The following is a 19152-nucleotide window of genomic DNA, read 5'->3' as shown; positions in this document are numbered from 1 at the left end:
CAGGTCCCCGAAGGGGCCTGGAGGGGGCGCGGGGAACTGCGCGACAAACCACAGCGCACCCGCGCCCTACAACCGGACCAGTGGCCCCGAGCTCTTAGTACTGCTCGGTCTCCACGAAGCCCGCGTCCGCGTCGTCGTCGGCGCCGAAGGCGTCGGCGGCGGCGGTCGGGTCGAATCCGGGCGGGCTGTCCTTGAGGGCCAGGCCCATGCCGGCCAGCTTCGCCTTGACCTCGTCGATGGACTTCGCACCGAAGTTGCGGATGTCCAGGAGGTCGGCCTCGGAGCGGGCGACGAGCTCACCCACGGAGTGGATGCCCTCACGCTTGAGGCAGTTGTACGACCGAACGGTGAGCTCGAGCTCCTCGATCGGCAGGGCGAGATCAGCGGCGAGGGCGGCGTCCGTGGGGGACGGGCCCATGTCGATGCCCTCGGCGTCGATGTTGAGCTCACGGGCGAGACCGAACAGCTCGACCAGGGTCTTACCGGCCGACGCCATGGCGTCACGGGGACGCATGGCCTGCTTGGTCTCGACGTCGACGATCAGCTTGTCGAAGTCGGTGCGCTGCTCGACACGGGTCGCCTCGACCTTGTAGGTGACCTTCAGAACGGGCGAGTAGATGGAGTCGACCGGGATACGGCCGATCTCCTGGCCCACCTGCTTGTTCTGCACGGCGGAGACGTAGCCGCGACCGCGCTCGACGGTCAGCTCCATCTCCAGCTTGCCCTTGCCGTTGAGCGTGGCGAGGACGAGGTCGGGGTTGTGCACCTCGACACCGGCCGGGGGCGCGATGTCGGCGGCGGTGACGAGACCCGGACCCTGCTTGCGCAGGTACATCACGACCGGCTCGTCGTGCTCCGAGGAGACGACGAGCTGCTTGATGTTGAGGATCAGGTCGGTGACGTCCTCCTTGACGCCCGGCACGGTGGTGAACTCGTGCAGCACGCCGTCGATGCGGATGGACGTGACCGCCGCACCCGGGATCGAGGACAGGAGGGTCCGACGCAGGGAGTTGCCGAGGGTGTAACCGAAGCCCGGCTCCAGCGGCTCGATCACGAACCGGGAGCGGAATTCGTCGACGACCTCTTCGGTCAACGAGGGACGCTGAGCGATCAGCATGTGTGGATCAGATCCTTCTTTCGTGGACGCCCGCTATTTGACGCCCGACAAAACCGTACGTTTTCACCGTACGGGTACTGCAAGGGTACGGGCGATACGGCCCTTTTACGGAGCCGTACCGCCCGGAAACCTCAAACCGACAAGCGGCCGTGCGTCAGACGCGGCGGCGCTTGGGCGGACGGCAACCGTTGTGCGGGGTCGGCGTCACGTCCTGGATGGAGCCGACCTCGAGACCGGTCGCCTGCAGCGAACGGATCGCCGTCTCACGACCCGAGCCCGGGCCCTTGACGAAGACGTCGACCTTGCGCATGCCGTGCTCCTGCGCGCGGCGGGCGGCCGACTCGGCGGCCATCTGCGCGGCGAAGGGGGTGGACTTGCGCGAGCCCTTGAAGCCGACGTGGCCGGCGGAGGCCCAGGAGATCACGTTGCCCGCGGGGTCCGTGATCGAGACGATCGTGTTGTTGAACGTGCTCTTGATGTGAGCGTGCCCGTGAGCGACGTTCTTCTTTTCCTTGCGGCGCACCTTCTTGGCAGCGCCCTGACGACCCTTGGGGGGCATCTATTACTCCTACGGGAGGTGGTCGGTCCTACAGCGAAGACCGCTGATAAGCGTCCGCTGAGGACTACTTCTTGCCCGGCTTCTTCTTACCGGCGATGGCGCGACGCGGGCCCTTGCGGGTACGAGCGTTCGTGCTGGTGCGCTGACCGTGGACGGGCAGGCCACGACGGTGGCGCAGACCCTGGTAGCAGCCGATCTCGACCTTGCGGCGGATGTCGGCCTGAATCTCGCGACGGAGGTCACCCTCGGTCTTCAGGTTGGCGTCCACGTACTCGCGGATCTTGACCAGCTCCTCCTCGGAGAGGTCACGAACGCGGGTGTTCGGGTTCACGCCGGTCTCGGCCAGCGTCTGCTGGGAAAGGGTCCGGCCGATGCCGAACACGTAGGTCAGGGCGACCTCCACACGCTTTTCGCGCGGGATGTCAACACCGGAAACGCGTGCCATTCAATGGCTCCAGTTGTCGTTCGGAGGTCTTCCGCAGAACCGGATCCCGCCCGCCGTCCTCTTCGCTGCTGAAGATTCGGTACGAACCGGGTCCCCGGCCTCCGACCGGGGGTGTCAGGCCTGATGGGAATCAGCCCTGGATTCTGCGTATGAACATGTACTGCTTGCGTCGCGCGAAGTATCTGCGGGTGCAGAAGGTGCGGTCGTGCGTCAGCCCTGGCGCTGCTTGTGGCGCGGGTTGTCGCAGATGACCATGACCCGACCGTGACGGCGGATCACCCTGCACTTGTCGCAGATCTTCTTGACGCTCGGCTTGACCTTCATTAGGTGAGGTTCTCCGGGTCAGTGCCACCACCCGCGTCCCGGAACCGGGAACACGGAGTAAGGGCAAGATCTACTTGTACCGGTAGACGATCCGGCCACGCGTCAGGTCGTACGGAGACAGCTCCACCACGACCCGGTCGTCAGGGAGGATGCGGATGTAGTGCATACGCATCTTGCCGCTGATGTGTGCCAGAACCTGGTGGCCGTTCTGGAGCTCAACCTTGAACATGGCGTTCGGAAGAGACTCGACGACAGTGCCCTCGATCTCGATGGCACCTTGCTTCTTGGCCACGCTTCGCCCTTCGAATCGACTACCTTGATCGACTCCGTGCGAGCGCATGCAGGCATGCGGGTGCACGAGAGCCGACGAGTCAGTCTACGTCAGGGCACTCGGAAAGACGAATCGAGGAAGAATGCCCCATCCGGGAGATCCTTAACCTGGTCCCCCCGGTGATTGAGCGCGAGCCGGCCGAGGCCGGCTACGCCAGCGGGTCCGGCGCCGCCGTCACGCCGTACTCCGCCAGCTTCGCCCTGCCGCAGTCCGGAGCCGTCAGGACCAGCGGGCCCTCCTCCGTGACCGCCACCGAGTGCTCCCAGTGCGAGGACCACGTACCGTCCGTCGTGATGACGGTCCAGTCGTCCTCCAGCACCTCGGTCTTCGGCGTACCCAGGGACACCATCGGCTCGACGGCCAGGCAGAGACCGGGGACGAGCTTCGGGCCCTTGCCGCGCCGGCGCTCCACGTAGTTCAGCAGGTGCGGGTCCATGTGCATCTCGGTACCGATGCCGTGGCCGCCGTAGTCCTCGATGATCCCGTAGCGGCCGCCACCCGGCTTCGGCTGGCGGCGGATGTACGTCTCGATCGCGCGGGAGACGTCGACGAGCCGGTTCCCCGGCTTCATCGCCGCGATACCCGCCCACATCGACTCCTCGGTCACCCGGGAGAGCTCGACCAGCTCAGGAGCGTGGCCGGAGCCCACGAACGCCGTGAACGCCGCGTCCCCGTGCCAGCCGTCCACGATCGCGCCCGCGTCGATGGAGATGATGTCGCCGTCCTTCAGGACGGTCTTGTCGTCCGGGATGCCATGCACGACGACCTCGTTGGCCGAAGTGCAGATGGTCGCGGGGAACCCCCCGTATCCCAGGAAGTTCGACTTCGCGCCGTGTTCCGCGAGTACCTTGCGCGCCACCTCGTCGAGGTCCCGCGTCGTCGCACCCGGCACCGCCGCCTCGCGCGTGGCCGCGTGCACGGCGGCTACGACCAGGCCCGCCTCACGCATCTTGGCGATCTGCTCGGGGGTCTTGATCTGCACCATGGCGGCCCGCGCTCTCCGTCTTCTCCGTCAACCGACTGCGTACACGAACAACTACCTGTACAACACTACGGCCGCGACGCCCCGGAGGGCACCGCGGCCGAAGCAGCGTGACGACTACTTGTCGTCGGCCTTGCTCTTGAGCGCCTCCATGGCGCGCGCCGTGACTTCTTCCACCTTGCCGAGCGCCGAGATCGTGACGACCAGGCCCTGGGCCTTGTAGTAGTCGATGATCGGCTCGGTCTGTGTGTGGTAGACCTCCAGCCGCGTGCGGACGGTCTCCTCGGAGTCGTCGTCGCGCTGGTACAGCTCGCCGCCGCAGATGTCGCAGACACCGTCCTGCTGCGGCTTCTTGTACTCCACGTGGAAGACGTGGCTCGAGTCCTTGCGGCAGATACGGCGGCCGGCGATGCGCTTGACCACCTCGTCCTCGGGGACCTCCAGGTCCAGCACCGCGTCCAGCTTCATGCTCTCGGCCTTCAGCATCTCGTCGAGCGCCTCGGCCTGCGAGACGTTACGAGGGAAGCCGTCCAGCAGAAAGCCGTTCGCGGCGTCGGGCTGCTCCATGCGGTCCTTGGCCATCCCGATGGTGACCTCGTCCGGCACCAGGTTGCCGGCGTCCATGTACGCCTTCGCCTGCTTGCCGAGCTCCGTGCCCTGGCTGATGTTGGCACGGAAGAGGTCGCCCGTGGAGATGTGCGGAATCCCCAGGTTCTTGGCAAGGAACGCGGCCTGCGTTCCCTTCCCGGCACCGGGCGGCCCGACGAGGACGATTCGCATCAGCGGAGGAACCCTTCGTAATTGCGCTGCTGAAGCTGGCTCTCGATCTGCTTCACCGTCTCAAGGCCCACACCCACGATGATCAGGATGCTGGTACCACCGAACGGGAAGTTCTGGCTTGCCCCGAAGCCAACCAACGCCATCGTCGGTACGAGAGCGATCAGACCCAGATACAGCGACCCCGGCCAGGTGATCCGGTTGAGTACGTAACTCAGGTACTCAGCGGTCGGCCGGCCAGCCCGGATGCCCGGGATGAAGCCACCATACTTCTTCATGTTGTCGGCTACTTCCTCGGGGTTGAAGGAGATCGCCACGTAGAAGAACGCGAAGAAAACGATCAGGAGGAAGTACATGGTGATGTAAATCGGGTGGTCGCCCTTGGTCAGGTTCTGCGTGATCCAGGTCTTCCAACCGGAGTTGCCCTTGGAGAACTGGGCGACCAGCGCCGGGATGTAGAGGAGCGACGACGCGAAGATGACGGGGATCACACCCGCCTGATTGACCTTCAGCGGGATGTACGTGGACGTACCCCCGTAGGACCGGCGGCCGATCATGCGCTTCGCGTACTGGACGGGAATGCGGCGCTGAGCCTGCTCGACGAAGACCACCAGGCCGACCATGACCAGGCCGACGAGGATGACGGTGCCGAACTCGATCCAGCCTCCGGCCAGGGTGCCCTGGGTCTTGATGGCCCACAGCGCGGTCGGGAAGCTCGCGGCGATCGAGATGAACATCAGAATCGACATGCCGTTGCCGATGCCGCGGTCGGTGATGAGCTCGCCCAGCCACATGACGACGCCCGTACCGGCGGTCATGGTGACGACCATGACGACGGTCTGGAAGATCGACTGGTCCGGCACGATCTGGTTGGCCACCTGGCAGCCGCTGAACAGGGCGCCGCTGCGCGCGGTCGCGACCAGACCGGTGCCCTGGAGGATGGCGAGAGCCACCGTCAGATACCGGGTGTACTGCGTGATCTTCGCGGTACCGCTCGAGCCCTCCTTCTTCAGGGCTTCGAGGCGCGGGATCACCACCGTCAGCAGCTGCAGAATGATGCTCGCCGTGATGTACGGCATGATACCGAGCGCGAAGATCGTGATCTGCAGCAGCGCGCCACCACTGAACAGGTTGACCAGACCGAACAGCCCCTGGTTGCCCTTCGAGGCCGCGTCGATACAGGTCTGGACGTTCTTGTAGTCGACGCCTGGGATCGGAATGTGCGTACCGATCCGGTAGACCACGATGATGGCGAGAGTGAAGAGCAGCTTCTTGCGCAGGTCGGGCGTCCTGAACGCCCGGGCGAACGCGGTGAGCACGGTGCCTCCTGCGACCCCCGCGCAACTGCGTCAAGGGTGATGGTCTTGAGGTTCGACGAATAGGTATCGGTCAACTGCCGCCCAGCGGGACGCCGGACGAAAGTCGGCAGTGCAGGCCACCTTACCGGCGACACCGCCCCCCTTGGAACGACCAACCGGGGATGCCCCATTTGTTGGGGCATCCCCGGTCGGGATCGCTCAAGTCATCGAGGCGCCTGAAGTGATCAGACGAGCTCGGTGACGGTACCGCCGGCGGCGGTGATCTTCTCCTTGGCGGAGCCGGAGACGGCGTCGACCGTCACCTGCAGCGCCACGGAGACCTCGCCCTGGCCGAGGACCTTGACAAGGCTGTTCTTGCGAACGGCACCCTTGGCGACGAGACCCTCGACGGTGACCTCGCCACCCTCCGGGTACAGCGCGGCCAGCTTGTCGAGGTTCACGACCTGGAACTCGGTCTTGAACGGGTTCTTGAAGCCCTTCAGCTTCGGGAGGCGCATGTGGAGGGGCATCTGCCCGCCCTCGAAGCGCTCCGGAACCTGGTAACGGGCCTTCGTGCCCTTGGTACCACGACCGGCCGTCTTACCCTTCGACGCCTCACCACGACCCACACGGGTCTTGGCGGTCTTGGCGCCCGGGGCGGGACGGAGGTTGTGGATCTTGAGCGGGTTGTTCTCCGCCATGATCAGTCGACCTCCTCAACCGTCACGAGGTGGCGGACGGTGTGCACCATTCCGCGGAACTCGGGGCGGTCCTCCTTGACGACCACGTCGTTCAGGCGCTTGAGCCCGAGCGAACGCAGCGTGTCGCGGTGGTTCTGCTTGCTACCGATGTACGACTTCGTCTGCGTGATCCTGAGCTGAGCCATGATTACGCACCCGCTCCCGCACGCGCACGCAGCAGAGCCGCCGGGGCGACGTCCTCGAGGGGCAGACCACGGCGAGCCGCGATCTCCTCGGGACGCTGCAGACCCTTGAGGGCCGCCACCGTCGCGTGCACGATGTTGATCGCGTTGGACGAGCCGAGCGACTTCGACAGGATGTCGTGAACGCCGGCGCACTCGAGCACAGCACGCACCGGGCCACCGGCGATAACGCCGGTACCGGGGGAAGCAGGCTTGAGCAGGACGACGCCCGCGGCCTTCTCGCCCGTGATCGGGTGCGGGATGGTGCCCTGGATACGGGGGACCTTGAAGAAGTGCTTCTTGGCCTCCTCAACACCCTTGGCGATCGCGGCCGGCACCTCCTTGGCCTTGCCGTAACCGACACCGACGGTGCCGTCACCATCGCCCACCACGACCAGCGCGGTGAAGCTGAAGCGACGACCACCCTTCACGACCTTGGCGACGCGGTTGATCGCGACGACGCGCTCAACGTACGCGGTCTTCTCGGCAGCAGCGCCGCCGTCACGGCCCTTCCGGTCCCGCCGCTCGCCGCCACCGGCACCGCTTCCGCGGCGCTGGGGTCCAGCCATTGGAATTACCTCTCTCTGTTTCCGCTAGCTACGGAACCGACTCAGAACTTGAGTCCGGCTTCGCGGGCGGCGTCCGCCAGAGCGGCAATGCGCCCGGCGTACTGGTTACCACCACGGTCGAATACGACAGCCTCGACACCGGCGGCCTTGGCGCGCTCGGCGACCAGGGCGCCGACCGACTTGGCCTGCGCGGACTTGTCGCCCTCGCCACCACGGACCGTGGTGTCCAGGGTCGACGCCGACGCGAGGGTGTGACCCTTAACGTCGTCGATGACCTGGGCCACGATGTGGCGGTTGGAGCGCGTCACGACCAGGCGAGGACGTTCAGCCGTACCCGAGATGTGCTTACGGATCCGGATGTGACGACGCTTGATGGCAGCACGCTTGTAAGCGTCGCCCTTAGCAATCTTGACACCGTATGCCATGGCTTACTTACCCGCCTTTCCGACCTTGCGCCGGACGACTTCGCCCTCGTACTTGACGCCCTTGGCCTTGTACGGGTCGGGCTTGCGCAGCTTGCGGATGTTGGCCGCAACCTCGCCGACCTTCTGCTTGTCGATTCCCTCGACCGAGAAGTGCGTCGGGTTCTCGACCTTGAACGAGATGCCCTCGGGCGCCTCGACCGTGATCGAGTGGCTGTAGCCGAGCGAGAACTCCAGGTTGGAGCCCTTCGCCAGGACGCGGTAACCGACACCGCTGATTTCGAGCTTCTTCACGTAACCCGTGGTCACGCCGGTGATCATGTTCGCCACCAGCGTGCGGGACAGGCCGTGCAGGGCCTTGTTCTGACGCTCATCGTTCGGGCGGGTGACGTTCAGAACGCCTTCCTCACCCTTGACGATCTCGATCGGCGCGACGACGGTGTGGGAGAGGGTGCCCTTGGGGCCCTTCACCTGGACCGTACGGCCATCGATGGTGACGTCCACGCCGGCGGGAACCGTGATGGGGAGCTTGCCAATACGCGACATAGCTGTTTCCTCCGTTCCCTTCCGCTACCAGACGTAGGCGAGGACTTCTCCGCCTACGCCCTTCTTGCCGGCCTGCTTGTCGGTGAGGAGACCGTGCGACGTGGAGATGATCGCCACGCCGAGGCCACCGAGCACCTTGGGCAGGGAGGTGGACTTCGCGTACACACGCAGACCCGGCTTCGAAATCCGCTTGATGCCCGCGATGGAGCGCTCACGGTTCGGGCCGAACTTCAGCTCGAGGACGAGCTTCTTGCCGACTTCGGCGTCCTCGACCTTCCAGCCGGTGATGAAGCCCTCCTGCTGGAGGATCTCCGCGATGTGCGACTTGATCTTGCTGTGCGGCATCGCGACATCGTCGTGGTACGCCGAGTTCGCGTTACGCAGACGGGTCAGCATGTCTGCGATCGGATCAGTCATGGTCATGAATTGGCCTTCGGCCTCTCTCGCCGGGGTTTCCTGTATGCGCCATCCCTCTCCCCACTCAGTGGCGGGACGGGTGCGGTGCGGGGACCTACGGCGTAGTAAGTCGTACGGGCGTCAGGCGCCCAACCCTCCTAGCCTAAGCCATGGAGGGGTGGGCACCCGACAGCGCCCTTTACTTACCGAGAGCCTCTGGAATCCCGAAGTACGGGACTACCAGGAGCTCTTGGTCACGCCCGGCAGCTCGCCACGGTGAGCCATCTCACGAAGGCAGACGCGGCACAGGCCGAACTTGCGGTACACGGAGTGCGGACGACCGCAGCGCTGGCAGCGCGTGTAGCCACGCACACCGAACTTGGGCTTACGAGCAGCCTTGGCAATCAGAGCCTTCTTCGCCATCTCGCTTACGCCTCCTTGAAGGGGAAGCCGAGGTGACGGAGAAGGGCACGGCCCTCAGCGTCGTTGGTCGCCGTGGTCACCACGGTGATGTCCATACCCCGGACGCGGTCGATCTTGTCCTGGTCGATCTCGTGGAACATGACCTGCTCCGTGAGACCGAAGGTGTAGTTGCCACGGCCGTCGAACTGCTTGGGGGACAGACCGCGGAAGTCGCGGATGCGCGGCAGCGCGAGCGACAGGGTGCGGTCCAGGAACTCCCACATGCGGTCGCCACGAAGCGTGACGTGGGCACCGATCGGCTGACCCTCACGCAGCTTGAACTGCGCGATGGACTTGCGGGCCTTGGTGATGGCCGGCTTCTGACCGGTGATCGTGGTCAGGTCACGGACGGCACCGTCCATGAGCTTCGAGTCACGGGCGGCGTCGCCGACACCCATGTTGACCACGATCTTGACGAGGCCCGGCGTCTGCATGACGTTCTCGTAGGAGAACTCTTCCTGCAGCTTCGCCGCGATCTCCTCGCGGTACTTCGTCTTGAGACGCGGAGTCGTGGTGGTAGCCATCAGATGTCCTCACCCGTCCGCTTGGCAACGCGGATCTTGTTGCCCTCGTCGTCGAAGCGGTAACCGACACGCGTGACGACCTTGTTGCCGTCCTTCTCCACGACGAGCTGAACGTTGCTCACGTGGATCGGGGCCTCGGTCGTCACGATGCCGCCGGCCTGCGAACCGCTGGCGGTCGGGCCGGCCTTGGTGTGCTTCTTGACCCGGTTGACACCCTCGACCAGGACGCGCTCGTCGCGCGGGTAAGAGGCAATGACCTTGCCCTGCTTGCCCTTGTCCTTGCCGGTGATGACCTGAACCGTGTCACCCTTCTTGATCTTCATGCTTACAGCACCTCCGGCGCGAGCGAGATGATCTTCATGAACTTCTTCTCGCGCAGCTCACGGCCGACAGGGCCGAAGATACGGGTGCCACGAGGGTCGCCGTCGTTCTTCAGAATGACGGCGGCGTTCTCGTCGAAGCGGATGTACGAGCCGTCCGGACGGCGGCGCTCCTTCACGGTGCGAACGATGACGGCCTTGATGACGTCACCCTTCTTCACGTTGCCACCGGGGATCGCGTCCTTGACGGTGGCGACGATGACGTCACCGATGCCCGCGTAGCGGCGACCGGAGCCACCGAGCACACGGATGCAAAGGATTTCCTTCGCACCAGTGTTGTCGGCGACACGCAGTCGCGACTCCTGCTGGATCACGTCTATCTCCTGATTTGTCTGCCGGTTCCCGGGGCGGGGCCGACCTTACGGCGGCCCCGCCCCGAGCCTGGCGGAACGAACCTGAGGGAAACCCCTCAGGTAATTACTTGGCCTTCTCGAGGATCTCGACGATGCGCCAGCGCTTCGTCGAGGACAGCGGACGCGTCTCCATGAGGAGGACACGGTCGCCGACACCCGCGGCGTTCTGCTCGTCGTGGGCCTTCAGCTTGCTCGTACGGCGGATGACCTTGCCGTACAGGGCGTGCTTGACGCGGTCCTCGACGGCGACGACGACGGTCTTGTCCATCTTGTCGCTGACGACGAGACCCTCACGGGTCTTGCGGAATCCGCGCGCCTCAGTCGTTTCAGTCACGTTGCTCTCGCTCATCAGGCGCTCTCCACCGTTTCGATGCCCAGCTCGCGCTCACGCATCAGGGTGTAGATCCGCGCGATGTCCTTGCGGACGGCCTTGAGCCGACCGTGGTTCTCGAGCTGACCGGTCGCCGCCTGGAAGCGGAGGTTGAACAGCTCTTCCTTGGCTTCGCGAAGCTTCGCGAGAAGCTCCTCGTCACCCAGTTCGCGCAGCTCGGACGCCTTGGTACCGGCCGACATCACGCTTCACCTGCCTCGCGCTTGACGATCCGGCACTTCATCGGCAGCTTGTGGGCTGCGCGAGTGAGGGCCTCACGGGCGATCTTCTCGTTGGGGTAGGACAGTTCGAACATGACCCGGCCCGGGTGCACGTTCGCGATCCACCACTCCGGCGAACCCTTACCGGAACCCATGCGGGTCTCGGCAGGCTTCTTCGTGAGCGGGCGGTCCGGGTAGATGTTGATCCAGACCTTGCCGCCACGCTTGATGTGGCGGGTCATCGCGATACGGGCGGCCTCGATCTGGCGGTTCGTCACGTACGCCGGCGTGAGGGCCTGAATGCCGTACTCGCCGAACGAAACCTGCGTACCGCCCTTGGCCTGACCACGGCGCTTGGGGTGGTGCTGCTTGCGGTGCTTGACCCTACGGGGGATCAGCATGTCGGTCAGGCCTCCGTTCCGGTGCTCTCAGCCGGAGCGGCAGCCGCCGGAGCCTCGGCCTTGGGGGCCTCGGCAGCGGGCGCGGACTGCTGCTGCGGCTTGCGGCCGCGGCCGCCACGCTCGCCACCACGGCCACCGCCGCGGGCAGGACGGTCGCCGCCCGCACCGCCACCACGGGCCGGGCGGTTACCCGCACGGGCCGCGGCGTTCTCGGCGCGGACCTCGGCGATGTTCTTGACGTCGCCCTTGTAGATCCAGACCTTCACACCGATACGGCCGAAGGTCGTCTTGGCCTCGAAGAAGCCGTAGTCGACGTTCGCACGGAGCGTGTGCAGGGGCACACGGCCCTCGCGGTAGAACTCCGAGCGGGACATCTCGGCGCCGCCGAGACGGCCACCGCACTGGATCTTGATGCCCTTGGCGCCGGCCTTCATCGTGCCCTGCATGCTCTTACGCATGGCGCGACGGAAGGAGACGCGGGAGGACAGCTGCTCGGCAACGGCCTGAGCAACCAGCTGAGCGTCGGTCTCGGGGTTCTTGACCTCGAGGATGTTCAGCTGGACCTGCTTGCCCGTGAGCTTCTCGAGGTCACCGCGGATGCGGTCGGCCTCGGCGCCACGGCGGCCGATGACGATGCCGGGACGCGCGGTGTGGATGTCCACCCGCACGCGGTCACGGGTGCGCTCGATCTCAACCTTCGAGATACCGGCGCGCTCCATGCCGGACGACATCATCCGACGGATGGCGACGTCTTCCTTGACGTAGTCCTTGTACAGCTTGTCGGCGTACCAGCGGGACTTGAAGTCCGTGGTGATGCCGAGCCGGAACCCATGCGGGTTAACCTTCTGGCCCATTACCGGGTTCCTTCCTTGCTGCTGACGACCACGGTGATGTGGCTGGTCCGCTTGCGGATCCGGTAGGCGCGGCCCTGGGCACGCGGACGGAACCGCTTCAGGGTCGGACCCTCGTCGACGTACGCCTCGGAGATGACGAGGCTGCCGGCGTCGGTGTGGTCGTAGTTGTGTGCGGCGTTGGCAATGGCGCTGTCAAGCACCTTGCCGACCGGCACGCTCGCGGCCTGCGGGGCGAAACGCAGGACCGCCTGAGCCTCCGTGGCATCCATGCCACGGATAAGGTCCACCACGCGGCGGGCCTTCATGGGCGTAACGCGGATGTACCGCGCCTGGGCCCTGGCTTCCATGGTTGTCCTTCCAGTGTCTGTCATGGTCATTCCACCCCGCGTTAGCGGCGCTTCGACTTCCGGTCGTCCTTGACGTGACCCCGGAAGGTGCGCGTCGGCGAGAACTCGCCGAGCTTGTGGCCGACCATCGACTCGGTGACAAACACCGGGATGTGGATCTTGCCGTTGTGCACCGCGATCGTGTGACCGAGCATGGCCGGGATGATCATCGAGCGACGGGACCAGGTCTTGATGACGTTCTTGGTACCGGCTTCGTTCTGTACGTCCACCTTCTTGATCAGGTGGTCGTCGACGAAGGGCCCCTTCTTGAGACTGCGCGGCATCTAAACCCGCTCCTAGCGCTTCTTGTTCGTCTTGCGGCGGCGGACGATGTACTTGTTCGAAGCCTTCTTCGGCGAACGAGTACGACCCTCCTTCTGACCCCACGGGGAGACCGGGTGGCGACCACCGGAGGTCTTGCCCTCACCACCACCGTGCGGGTGGTCAACCGGGTTCATCGCCACACCGCGGACGGACGGGCGAACGCCCAGCCAGCGCTTACGGCCGGCCTTACCCCAGTTGATGTTGCTCTGCTCGGCGTTGCCGACCTCGCCGACCGTGGCGCGGCAGCGCTGGTCGACCAGGCGGATCTCACCCGACGGCATGCGGAGGTGGGCCATGGTGCCCTCCTTCGCGAGCAGCTGCACCGAGGCACCGGCGGAGCGGGCGAACTTGGCACCGCCACCGGGACGGATCTCGATCGCGTGGATCGTGGTACCGACCGGGATGTTGCGGAGGGCCAGGTTGTTGCCCGGCTTGATGTCGGCCCCAGGACCGTTCTCCACGCGGTCGCCCTGCTGCAGGTTGCGCGGGGCGAGGATGTAGCGCTTCTCGCCGTCCGCGTAGTGCAGCAGCGCGATGCGCGCGGTGCGGTTGGGGTCGTACTCGATGTGCGCGACCTTCGCCGGCACGCCGTCCTTGTCGTGACGACGGAAGTCGATCACTCGGTAGGCGCGCTTGTGTCCGCCACCCTGGTGGCGAACGGTCACACGACCGGCGTTGTTACGGCCGCCCTTGCTGTGCAGCGGGCGGACCAGCGACTTCTCCGGCGTGGACCGCGTGACCTCGACGAAGTCGGCGACGGAGGAGCCACGGCGGCCCGGCGTCGTCGGCTTGTACTTGCGGATTCCCATTTCTCAGTCCTCGTCCGATATTCGGACCAGGGCGCTCCGTTAGGAGGCCTGGCCGAAGATGTCGATACGGTCGCCCTCAGCGAGGGTCACGATGGCGCGCTTGGTGTCAGCACGCTTACCGAAACCGCTCTTGGTCCGCTTGCGCTTACCCTGACGGTTGATCGTGTTGACGCCGGTGACCTTGACCGAGAAGACCGCCTGGACGGCCTGCTTGATCTGGGTCTTGTTGGCGCCCGGCGCGACGACGAAGGTGTACTTGCCCTCGTCGAGCAGCGCGTAGCTCTTCTCGGAGACGACCGGCTTGAGCAGAACGTCACGGTGGTCCGTGAAGCTCTTGCTCATCGGCGTCTCTACGGTGTTCTTGCCCTCGGCCTCGTGGCGCTTCGCCTTGGCGACGCGCGCGACCTTCTTGGCCTTGGCGGCCTTCGAGGCAATGCTCGGGTGACGCGTAGCCATCAGGCTTCGCTCCCTTCGGTGTCAGCGGCCTGGGGGCCAGACACGAAGGACTCGAAAGCGGCCTGGGTGAAGACCACGTCGTCCGAGACGAGAACGTCGTACGTGTTCAGCTGGCCCGGCTCCAGGATGTGGACCTGGGGCAGGTTGCGCGCGGAAAGCAGCGCGGCCTCGTCGGAGCGCTCGATGACCAGGAGCACGTTCTTGCGCTCGCTGACCTTGCCGAGGAAGCTCTTCGCGGCCTTGGTGGAGGGGGTCTCGCCCTCGATCACGCCGGTGATGACGTGGATGCGAGCGTTGCGGGCCCGGTCGGTGAGGGCGTGGCGCAGGGCCGCGGCCTTCATCTTCTTCGGGGTCCGCTGCGAGTAGTCACGCGGGGTGGGGCCGTGAACGACGCCACCGCCGGCGAACTGCGGCGCGCGGGTCGAACCCTGACGGGCGCGGCCGGTGCCCTTCTGGCGGTAAGGCTTCTTACCACCACCGCGGACCTCGCCACGACGCTTGACCTTGTGCGTGCCCTGACGGGCGGCGGCCAGCTGCGCGACGACGACCTGGTGAAGCAGCGGGATGCTGATCTTCTCTACATCGAAGATCTCGGCCGGGAGCTCAACGGTCCCGGCGCTGTCGCCGGAGGGCGACTGAATGTCAATGGTGCTCATGTCCTCAGGCCCCCTTGGCCGCGGTACGGACCAGGACGAGGCCGCCGTTCGGACCAGGGATCGCTCCCTTGATGAGGAGCAGGCCCTTCTCCGCGTCAACGGCGTGAACGGTCAGGTTCTGGGTGGTGACCCGCTCGTTGCCCATGCGGCCCGCCATGCGGACGCCCTTGAACACACGGCCCGGGGTGGCACAGCCACCGATGGAGCCGGGAGAGCGGTGCTTGCGCTGGACACCGTGTCCGGCGCCGAGGCCCTTGAAGTTGTGACGCTTCATGACACCGGCGAAGCCCTTGCCCTTGCTCTTGCCGGTCACGTCCACCTTGAGGCCGGCCTCGAACACCTCAGCGGTGATCTCCTGTCCGAGGGTGTACTCGCTGGCGTCAGCGGTACGGATCTCGACGAGGTGGCGGCGGGGAGTGACGTCGGCCTTGGCGAAGTGACCCTTGAGGGGCTTGTTCACCTTGCGCGGGTCGATCTCGCCGAAGGCGATCTGGACCGACTCGTAGCCGTCGGAGTCATTCGTACGGACCTGGGTCACGACGTTCGGGCCGGCCTTGACGACGGTGACGGGAACAACACGGTTGTTCTCGTCCCACACCTGCGTCATGCCGAGCTTCTCGCCCAGGATGCCCTTGATCTGCTTACCCATTCTCAGATCACCGGCCCTTAGAGCTTGATCTCGATGTCGACACCGGCCGGGAGGTCGAGTCGCATCAGAGAGTCAACGGTCTTGGGCGTGGGGTCGAGGATGTCGATCAGGCGCTTGTGCGTGCGCATCTCGAAGTGCTCGCGCGAGTCCTTGTACTTGTGCGGCGACTTGATGACGCAGTACACGTTCTTCTCAGTGGGCAGCGGCACCGGGCCCGCGACCGACGCACCAGTGCGCGTCACCGTCTCGACGATCTTCTTCGCCGAGGAGTCGATGACCTCGTGGTCGTAGGCCTTGAGCCGAATGCGGATCTTCTGTCCCGCCATGGCTACTCAGTAGTCCTTTGTCTCGTGAAACGCTCTGGAACCCGGGGGTTCGCGTTCCTTGTCTCCGACCCACGCGGTCGGGTGTGTCGCGCTCCTGCCGCACAGATATCCGCAAAGGATTTCCCTGCTCAGGGACGCGGCTCAGCCCAAAAGACAACCGCGGGACCGGGGGCTGAACACCCACCGGGCGCCTGGTCTGCACCCCGCTGACACTTCCCGGAAGATTCCCGTACGTCCGCCCCAGCGCTGCCTTACGACAGATGAGGCGACGAGTACTGTGGGACTCGCTTCCGGTCCCCCCGGCGGGAGGCGCGCAGCATCGGCACTCGACCGAGCAACCCCGCTAGTCTGCCATACGGTGCGGGGGGCTGGCCAATCGAGCCGAGGATCGTACCCCTTGGGTGACGTGGGTCAAACCCGGTGCGCCGCGACCTCCGCCAGGAGACCGGCCCGGCGACCCCTCAGCGGCCTCGGCGCGAGTGCCCTCACGCGCCTCGGACCGTCAGCGCGTCGCTGGAAGAGCTCCCGCTGAAACGAGGGTTCCGGGCTTCCAACATTGGCCATGGCCGTGTCCAAAGATCGGGCGCACTCGACATAGGCAGCGAGACCCAGATGGTCATAGGGCTAGGCCTCGATCCGGACGGCATCACCGGTTCCTGGCGGCTGGCCCGCCCGGTTCGGTCTGCTGCTTGCCTACCTCGCAGCCGGGCCAATCGAGGTCCGATTCAAGCAAGTCGAGTGCGTCGCAGACCGAATACCGAAAAGAAACATCTCGAATTCACTTCGGCGATCGGGTGGCCCCCACGGCACACCGACCGCGGAGCATGACCCTGGACTCGGGCACGACCGTCGACGACTGTTTACTGTCGGGGACTTTCAGAAGCGCTCGACTTTTTCGCCGTCCGGGACCTTGTAGCAACCGGAGACGACGGTCAAACTCAGCTTCGGTGGGTCGTTCTTCGACATTTGAACGATGCTGACGCCAGCCTTCTTCCCACTGTTGTCGGCGGTCAGGTTGATGTTCTTGTTCTTGCTGGTGTCCGGTCCGTATTCGACGATTTTCCACCCGTGCCTCGGGAGTTCCACCTTGAGCCTTTTCATCGCCAAATCGAGATCACCAGCCGATGCCGGATAGAAGCTCCACGGGTGAAAGATCCGGAAGTACGTCTTCGCATCTTTCCCCGGACAGTCCATTACCCCCGGATGGCTGTCGGATGCCTTTCCTTTGACACCAATCAGGTCATAGATGCCACTGGACAGCTTCTCCATCACATCGGAGGCGTCACTCGAAGTGCTTGTGCCAGCCGAGGAGATTTCGTCCGACCTTTTATCAGTCATGCTGCATCCGGTGATGGTCGCGAGGGCAAAGGGCATGGCGAGCACACATAGGCTCGGTCTAGTCTTCACGTCAGGGAGCCTTGCATCTTCGGGCTGGACTGGCGGCTGATCATCTCGTCATCTCCTCCGGGTACAAGTGTTGCTACTTCACATGCGCCCAGGGGTCGGGCGGCGGCTTCAACACCACTGAGTCACCCTTGCCGACCACGACCAGAGCCTGATTCCTCAGGCTCTTGGAGCGCTCATCCCAGTAGCCGCTGTGTCCATCGGTGTCCGTGGTCATCTGGTTGGCACCAAATTCGTGATCGCTGGGGATAATGAATCCGTCGCCACCATGCCCCCACCGGCCGAGATCCGGAACCGGATCTCCGTCGGCCTCCTCGTTCCATACATGCCCCTTTGGCACGTCCATTTCATCTGCACCAGAAACTCTGACGCCGGGACTTCCCGCGAATACAACGTCATCGGCGTTGAGGTGCCCTGTCTGGGCCGAAGCACCGACCAAGGTCGATCCGTAAGAGTGACCGATCACGGTACGGTGGGGTTCCGAATCGCCGGAATGCGACGTTCCAAGTCCGTCCATGAAGTGGTTGAAAGCCGGCGCACCGTCGTATGCATAATTTGAAAACGGCGCATCCTTGACGACACTGTCAGGTGCGTCGTAGCCGAGCCAGGTGATCGTGGAAACCGACTTCCCATCGGCCTCATCATTGGCTGCATGCCAGACGTTTACCATCCGGTTGATGTTCCCATCGATGTTTCCCAGCTCGGAAGTTGTGCCGGGAACATAGACTGCTTGGTAATCCGCAGTGTCGGGATTTCCATTGGCGACGATTGCGCGACCGTCCCCTTCAGTACTGAATCCGAGCAGGTATGCCTCGGGCAGTCCATTTTTCCCGGTCGCGTCGAATCGACTCTGGATCGCGTTTATACCATCGAGGGACTTATGGGCGTTCTTTCGTGCCTCCTCCCAGTCCTTCCACTCCTGGGATTCCACATTGACACCCTTCATCACGGTCCCGGTATAGGGGTCAATGTAGGTCTGGAACCTCTTGGGCTCCGGGTGCTCCTTCAGCCAGGCGTCGTAATCGCCCTGCGCAACGCCATGGGCCTCGGCGAGCACCATCCGGTTCGCTTCGTCCCGAACTGTGGAGGGTAGCCCGTCGAGCGCACCCACGGAGTCGGGCTGCATCGAGACCCATGCGGCCTGTTCCTCCGCGCTGAGTCCCTTCCACCACTCCGCGTTGTCCTTCGGGCTGCCGTTCGTGGGTGGCTGGGGCAGCGAGTCGAGATACTTCTTGCCCGCCTCGCTCACACCCTTCGTGTCCGAGGAAGCGTCGGCCCAGTCCTTGTCGGAGACGGTGAGATCGTCGTCCGCCTTCAGCGCCCGCAGTTTCGGCGCCCACTTCTCGTCGGCCTCCGTCGCCTCCTTGAGGGCAGCGGCCATCAGGTCCGCGTAGTCCTGCGCGAGGCGGTGGTTGGGGTTGGGGTCGAAGTTGGCCGACTGACGGCCCACCGCGGAGGCCGTGTCATCCGTCAGGCCGCTCACCGTGCCGCCTTCGGGGACCTTGCCGTCCTCGCCCTCTTCTCCACTCGACGGATAAGTGATCGAGCCGTCGGCATTCACGGTGAGCCTCGCCGCCTGCGCGCCTTCGAGCGCCGCGTCGAGCTTGCTTTTTGCCGCTCCCACCTCGTACGAGAAGGCTTCGAGGGCTGCACTGACGAGACCGCATTCGACCTGGACGTAGTGGAAGTTCTTGCCCAGTTCCTTCAGCTGATTAATCGCGGCAGTCGCTGCCTCGCCTTTCAGGGAGTTCCTCATGGCCACGGCGATCTGGTTGTCTACACGGTCCTTTGCCGCGCTCGCCATGTCGGAGGTGCTGCGGTATCCGTCAGCCGCAGCCGAGAACTCGGTCGGCTTTAGGGCTTTGAGTGTTGCGAGGTCCACGAGTCTC

31 protein-coding genes are annotated in these 19152 nt (G+C 64.9%); all 31 read right to left on the bottom strand.

What is annotated here, in order from left to right; translation table 11 throughout:
- Positions 1–94 precede the first annotated feature (94 nt).
- Entirely contained in the window at positions 95–1117 is a 1023-nt protein-coding gene (locus HEP85_RS23840; protein WP_003966937.1) for a DNA-directed RNA polymerase subunit alpha, read from the bottom strand.
- Between the two features lie 154 nt (positions 1118–1271).
- Positions 1272–1676 carry a 30S ribosomal protein S11 gene (gene rpsK, locus HEP85_RS23835; protein WP_006376016.1) on the bottom strand — a complete coding sequence of 135 codons (405 nt, stop codon included), beginning with the start codon at positions 1674–1676 and terminating at the stop codon, positions 1272–1274.
- A 64-nt stretch (positions 1677–1740) separates the two neighbouring features.
- A complete protein-coding gene (gene rpsM / locus HEP85_RS23830) occupies positions 1741–2121 on the bottom strand; it encodes a 30S ribosomal protein S13 (RefSeq protein ID WP_148010033.1) in 381 nt (126 codons plus the stop codon).
- A 210-nt stretch (positions 2122–2331) separates the two neighbouring features.
- Entirely contained in the window at positions 2332–2445 is a 114-nt protein-coding gene (gene rpmJ / locus HEP85_RS23825) for a 50S ribosomal protein L36 (protein ID WP_003974245.1), read from the bottom strand.
- 70 nt (positions 2446–2515) lie between these two features.
- Complete coding sequence (gene infA, locus HEP85_RS23820; RefSeq protein WP_003948620.1) at positions 2516–2737, bottom strand: translation initiation factor IF-1; 222 nt, start codon at positions 2735–2737, stop codon at positions 2516–2518.
- A gap of 187 nt (positions 2738–2924) precedes the next feature.
- A complete protein-coding gene (gene map / locus HEP85_RS23815; RefSeq protein WP_168529666.1) occupies positions 2925–3761 on the bottom strand; it encodes a type I methionyl aminopeptidase in 837 nt (278 codons plus the stop codon).
- Positions 3762–3875: 114 nt separating this feature from the next.
- Positions 3876–4538 (bottom strand): adenylate kinase, encoded by a 663-nt coding sequence (locus HEP85_RS23810; RefSeq protein WP_168529664.1) that lies wholly within the window; start codon positions 4536–4538, stop codon positions 3876–3878.
- Entirely contained in the window at positions 4538–5854 is a 1317-nt protein-coding gene (secY, locus tag HEP85_RS23805) for a preprotein translocase subunit SecY (protein WP_168529662.1), read from the bottom strand. Before secY ends, HEP85_RS23810 begins: the two co-directional genes overlap by 1 nt.
- 224 nt (positions 5855–6078) lie before the next feature.
- Positions 6079–6534: a 50S ribosomal protein L15 gene (gene rplO, locus HEP85_RS23800; RefSeq protein ID WP_007443991.1), complete on the bottom strand. Its 456-nt coding sequence runs from the start codon at positions 6532–6534 to the stop codon at positions 6079–6081.
- Between the two features lie 2 nt (positions 6535–6536).
- On the bottom strand, positions 6537–6719 hold the full coding sequence (rpmD, locus tag HEP85_RS23795; protein ID WP_060901490.1) for a 50S ribosomal protein L30: 183 nt from the start codon (positions 6717–6719) through the stop codon (positions 6537–6539).
- A gap of 2 nt (positions 6720–6721) precedes the next feature.
- Positions 6722–7324, bottom strand: coding sequence for a 30S ribosomal protein S5 (rpsE, locus tag HEP85_RS23790; RefSeq protein WP_055513610.1), 603 nt, complete (start codon positions 7322–7324; stop codon positions 6722–6724).
- Positions 7325–7365: 41 nt separating this feature from the next.
- On the bottom strand, positions 7366–7749 hold the full coding sequence (gene rplR, locus HEP85_RS23785; protein WP_067367094.1) for a 50S ribosomal protein L18: 384 nt from the start codon (positions 7747–7749) through the stop codon (positions 7366–7368).
- 3 nt (positions 7750–7752) lie between these two features.
- Positions 7753–8292, bottom strand: a complete 540-nt coding sequence (gene rplF / locus HEP85_RS23780; RefSeq protein ID WP_168529660.1) for a 50S ribosomal protein L6 — start codon at positions 8290–8292, stop codon at positions 7753–7755.
- Positions 8293–8316: 24 nt separating this feature from the next.
- A complete protein-coding gene (rpsH, locus tag HEP85_RS23775) occupies positions 8317–8715 on the bottom strand; it encodes a 30S ribosomal protein S8 (RefSeq protein WP_055614920.1) in 399 nt (132 codons plus the stop codon).
- Positions 8716–8925: 210 nt separating this feature from the next.
- Complete coding sequence (locus HEP85_RS23770; RefSeq protein ID WP_003948630.1) at positions 8926–9111, bottom strand: type Z 30S ribosomal protein S14; 186 nt, start codon at positions 9109–9111, stop codon at positions 8926–8928.
- Between the two features lie 5 nt (positions 9112–9116).
- Positions 9117–9674, bottom strand: a complete 558-nt coding sequence (rplE, locus tag HEP85_RS23765) for a 50S ribosomal protein L5 (protein ID WP_148010026.1) — start codon at positions 9672–9674, stop codon at positions 9117–9119.
- Positions 9674–9997 (bottom strand): 50S ribosomal protein L24, encoded by a 324-nt coding sequence (rplX, locus tag HEP85_RS23760; RefSeq protein WP_168529657.1) that lies wholly within the window; start codon positions 9995–9997, stop codon positions 9674–9676. Before rplX ends, rplE begins: the two co-directional genes overlap by 1 nt.
- Positions 9998–9999: 2 nt before the next feature.
- Positions 10000–10368 (bottom strand): 50S ribosomal protein L14, encoded by a 369-nt coding sequence (gene rplN, locus HEP85_RS23755; protein WP_003992364.1) that lies wholly within the window; start codon positions 10366–10368, stop codon positions 10000–10002.
- Positions 10369–10471: 103 nt separating this feature from the next.
- Positions 10472–10756 carry a 30S ribosomal protein S17 gene (gene rpsQ, locus HEP85_RS23750; RefSeq protein ID WP_168529655.1) on the bottom strand — a complete coding sequence of 95 codons (285 nt, stop codon included), beginning with the start codon at positions 10754–10756 and terminating at the stop codon, positions 10472–10474.
- Positions 10756–10980: a 50S ribosomal protein L29 gene (rpmC, locus tag HEP85_RS23745; protein ID WP_003998824.1), complete on the bottom strand. Its 225-nt coding sequence runs from the start codon at positions 10978–10980 to the stop codon at positions 10756–10758. Before rpmC ends, rpsQ begins: the two co-directional genes overlap by 1 nt.
- Positions 10980–11399 (bottom strand): 50S ribosomal protein L16, encoded by a 420-nt coding sequence (rplP, locus tag HEP85_RS23740; RefSeq protein ID WP_010986348.1) that lies wholly within the window; start codon positions 11397–11399, stop codon positions 10980–10982. Before rplP ends, rpmC begins: the two co-directional genes overlap by 1 nt.
- 5 nt (positions 11400–11404) lie before the next feature.
- Positions 11405–12253: a 30S ribosomal protein S3 gene (gene rpsC, locus HEP85_RS23735; RefSeq protein ID WP_168529653.1), complete on the bottom strand. Its 849-nt coding sequence runs from the start codon at positions 12251–12253 to the stop codon at positions 11405–11407.
- Positions 12253–12600 (bottom strand): 50S ribosomal protein L22, encoded by a 348-nt coding sequence (gene rplV / locus HEP85_RS23730; RefSeq protein WP_006604878.1) that lies wholly within the window; start codon positions 12598–12600, stop codon positions 12253–12255. The genes rpsC and rplV overlap by 1 nt, the downstream gene beginning before the upstream one ends.
- Before the next feature lie 41 nt (positions 12601–12641).
- Complete coding sequence (gene rpsS, locus HEP85_RS23725; protein ID WP_168529651.1) at positions 12642–12923, bottom strand: 30S ribosomal protein S19; 282 nt, start codon at positions 12921–12923, stop codon at positions 12642–12644.
- Positions 12924–12935: 12 nt separating this feature from the next.
- A complete protein-coding gene (gene rplB, locus HEP85_RS23720) occupies positions 12936–13772 on the bottom strand; it encodes a 50S ribosomal protein L2 (RefSeq protein ID WP_168529649.1) in 837 nt (278 codons plus the stop codon).
- A 39-nt stretch (positions 13773–13811) separates the two neighbouring features.
- On the bottom strand, positions 13812–14228 hold the full coding sequence (rplW, locus tag HEP85_RS23715; protein WP_168529647.1) for a 50S ribosomal protein L23: 417 nt from the start codon (positions 14226–14228) through the stop codon (positions 13812–13814).
- Positions 14228–14884 carry a 50S ribosomal protein L4 gene (rplD, locus tag HEP85_RS23710; RefSeq protein WP_168529645.1) on the bottom strand — a complete coding sequence of 219 codons (657 nt, stop codon included), beginning with the start codon at positions 14882–14884 and terminating at the stop codon, positions 14228–14230. Before rplD ends, rplW begins: the two co-directional genes overlap by 1 nt.
- Before the next feature lie 4 nt (positions 14885–14888).
- On the bottom strand, positions 14889–15533 hold the full coding sequence (rplC, locus tag HEP85_RS23705; RefSeq protein WP_168529643.1) for a 50S ribosomal protein L3: 645 nt from the start codon (positions 15531–15533) through the stop codon (positions 14889–14891).
- A gap of 17 nt (positions 15534–15550) precedes the next feature.
- On the bottom strand, positions 15551–15859 hold the full coding sequence (rpsJ, locus tag HEP85_RS23700) for a 30S ribosomal protein S10 (RefSeq protein ID WP_003948644.1): 309 nt from the start codon (positions 15857–15859) through the stop codon (positions 15551–15553).
- Between the two features lie 876 nt (positions 15860–16735).
- On the bottom strand, positions 16736–17233 hold the full coding sequence (locus tag HEP85_RS23695) for a hypothetical protein (RefSeq protein ID WP_168533948.1): 498 nt from the start codon (positions 17231–17233) through the stop codon (positions 16736–16738).
- A gap of 106 nt (positions 17234–17339) precedes the next feature.
- Positions 17340–19145: an alpha/beta hydrolase gene (locus tag HEP85_RS23690; protein ID WP_168529641.1), complete on the bottom strand. Its 1806-nt coding sequence runs from the start codon at positions 19143–19145 to the stop codon at positions 17340–17342.
- Positions 19146–19152: the final 7 nt, after the last annotated feature.

The sequence above is a fragment of the Streptomyces sp. RPA4-2 genome, assembly GCF_012273515.2.
In the GTDB taxonomy this organism is placed as follows: Bacteria; Actinomycetota; Actinomycetes; order Streptomycetales; family Streptomycetaceae; genus Streptomyces; species Streptomyces kaempferi.
The sequence above is the reverse complement of the archived record's forward strand: the minus strand, read 5'-3'. Positions and strand labels throughout refer to the sequence as shown.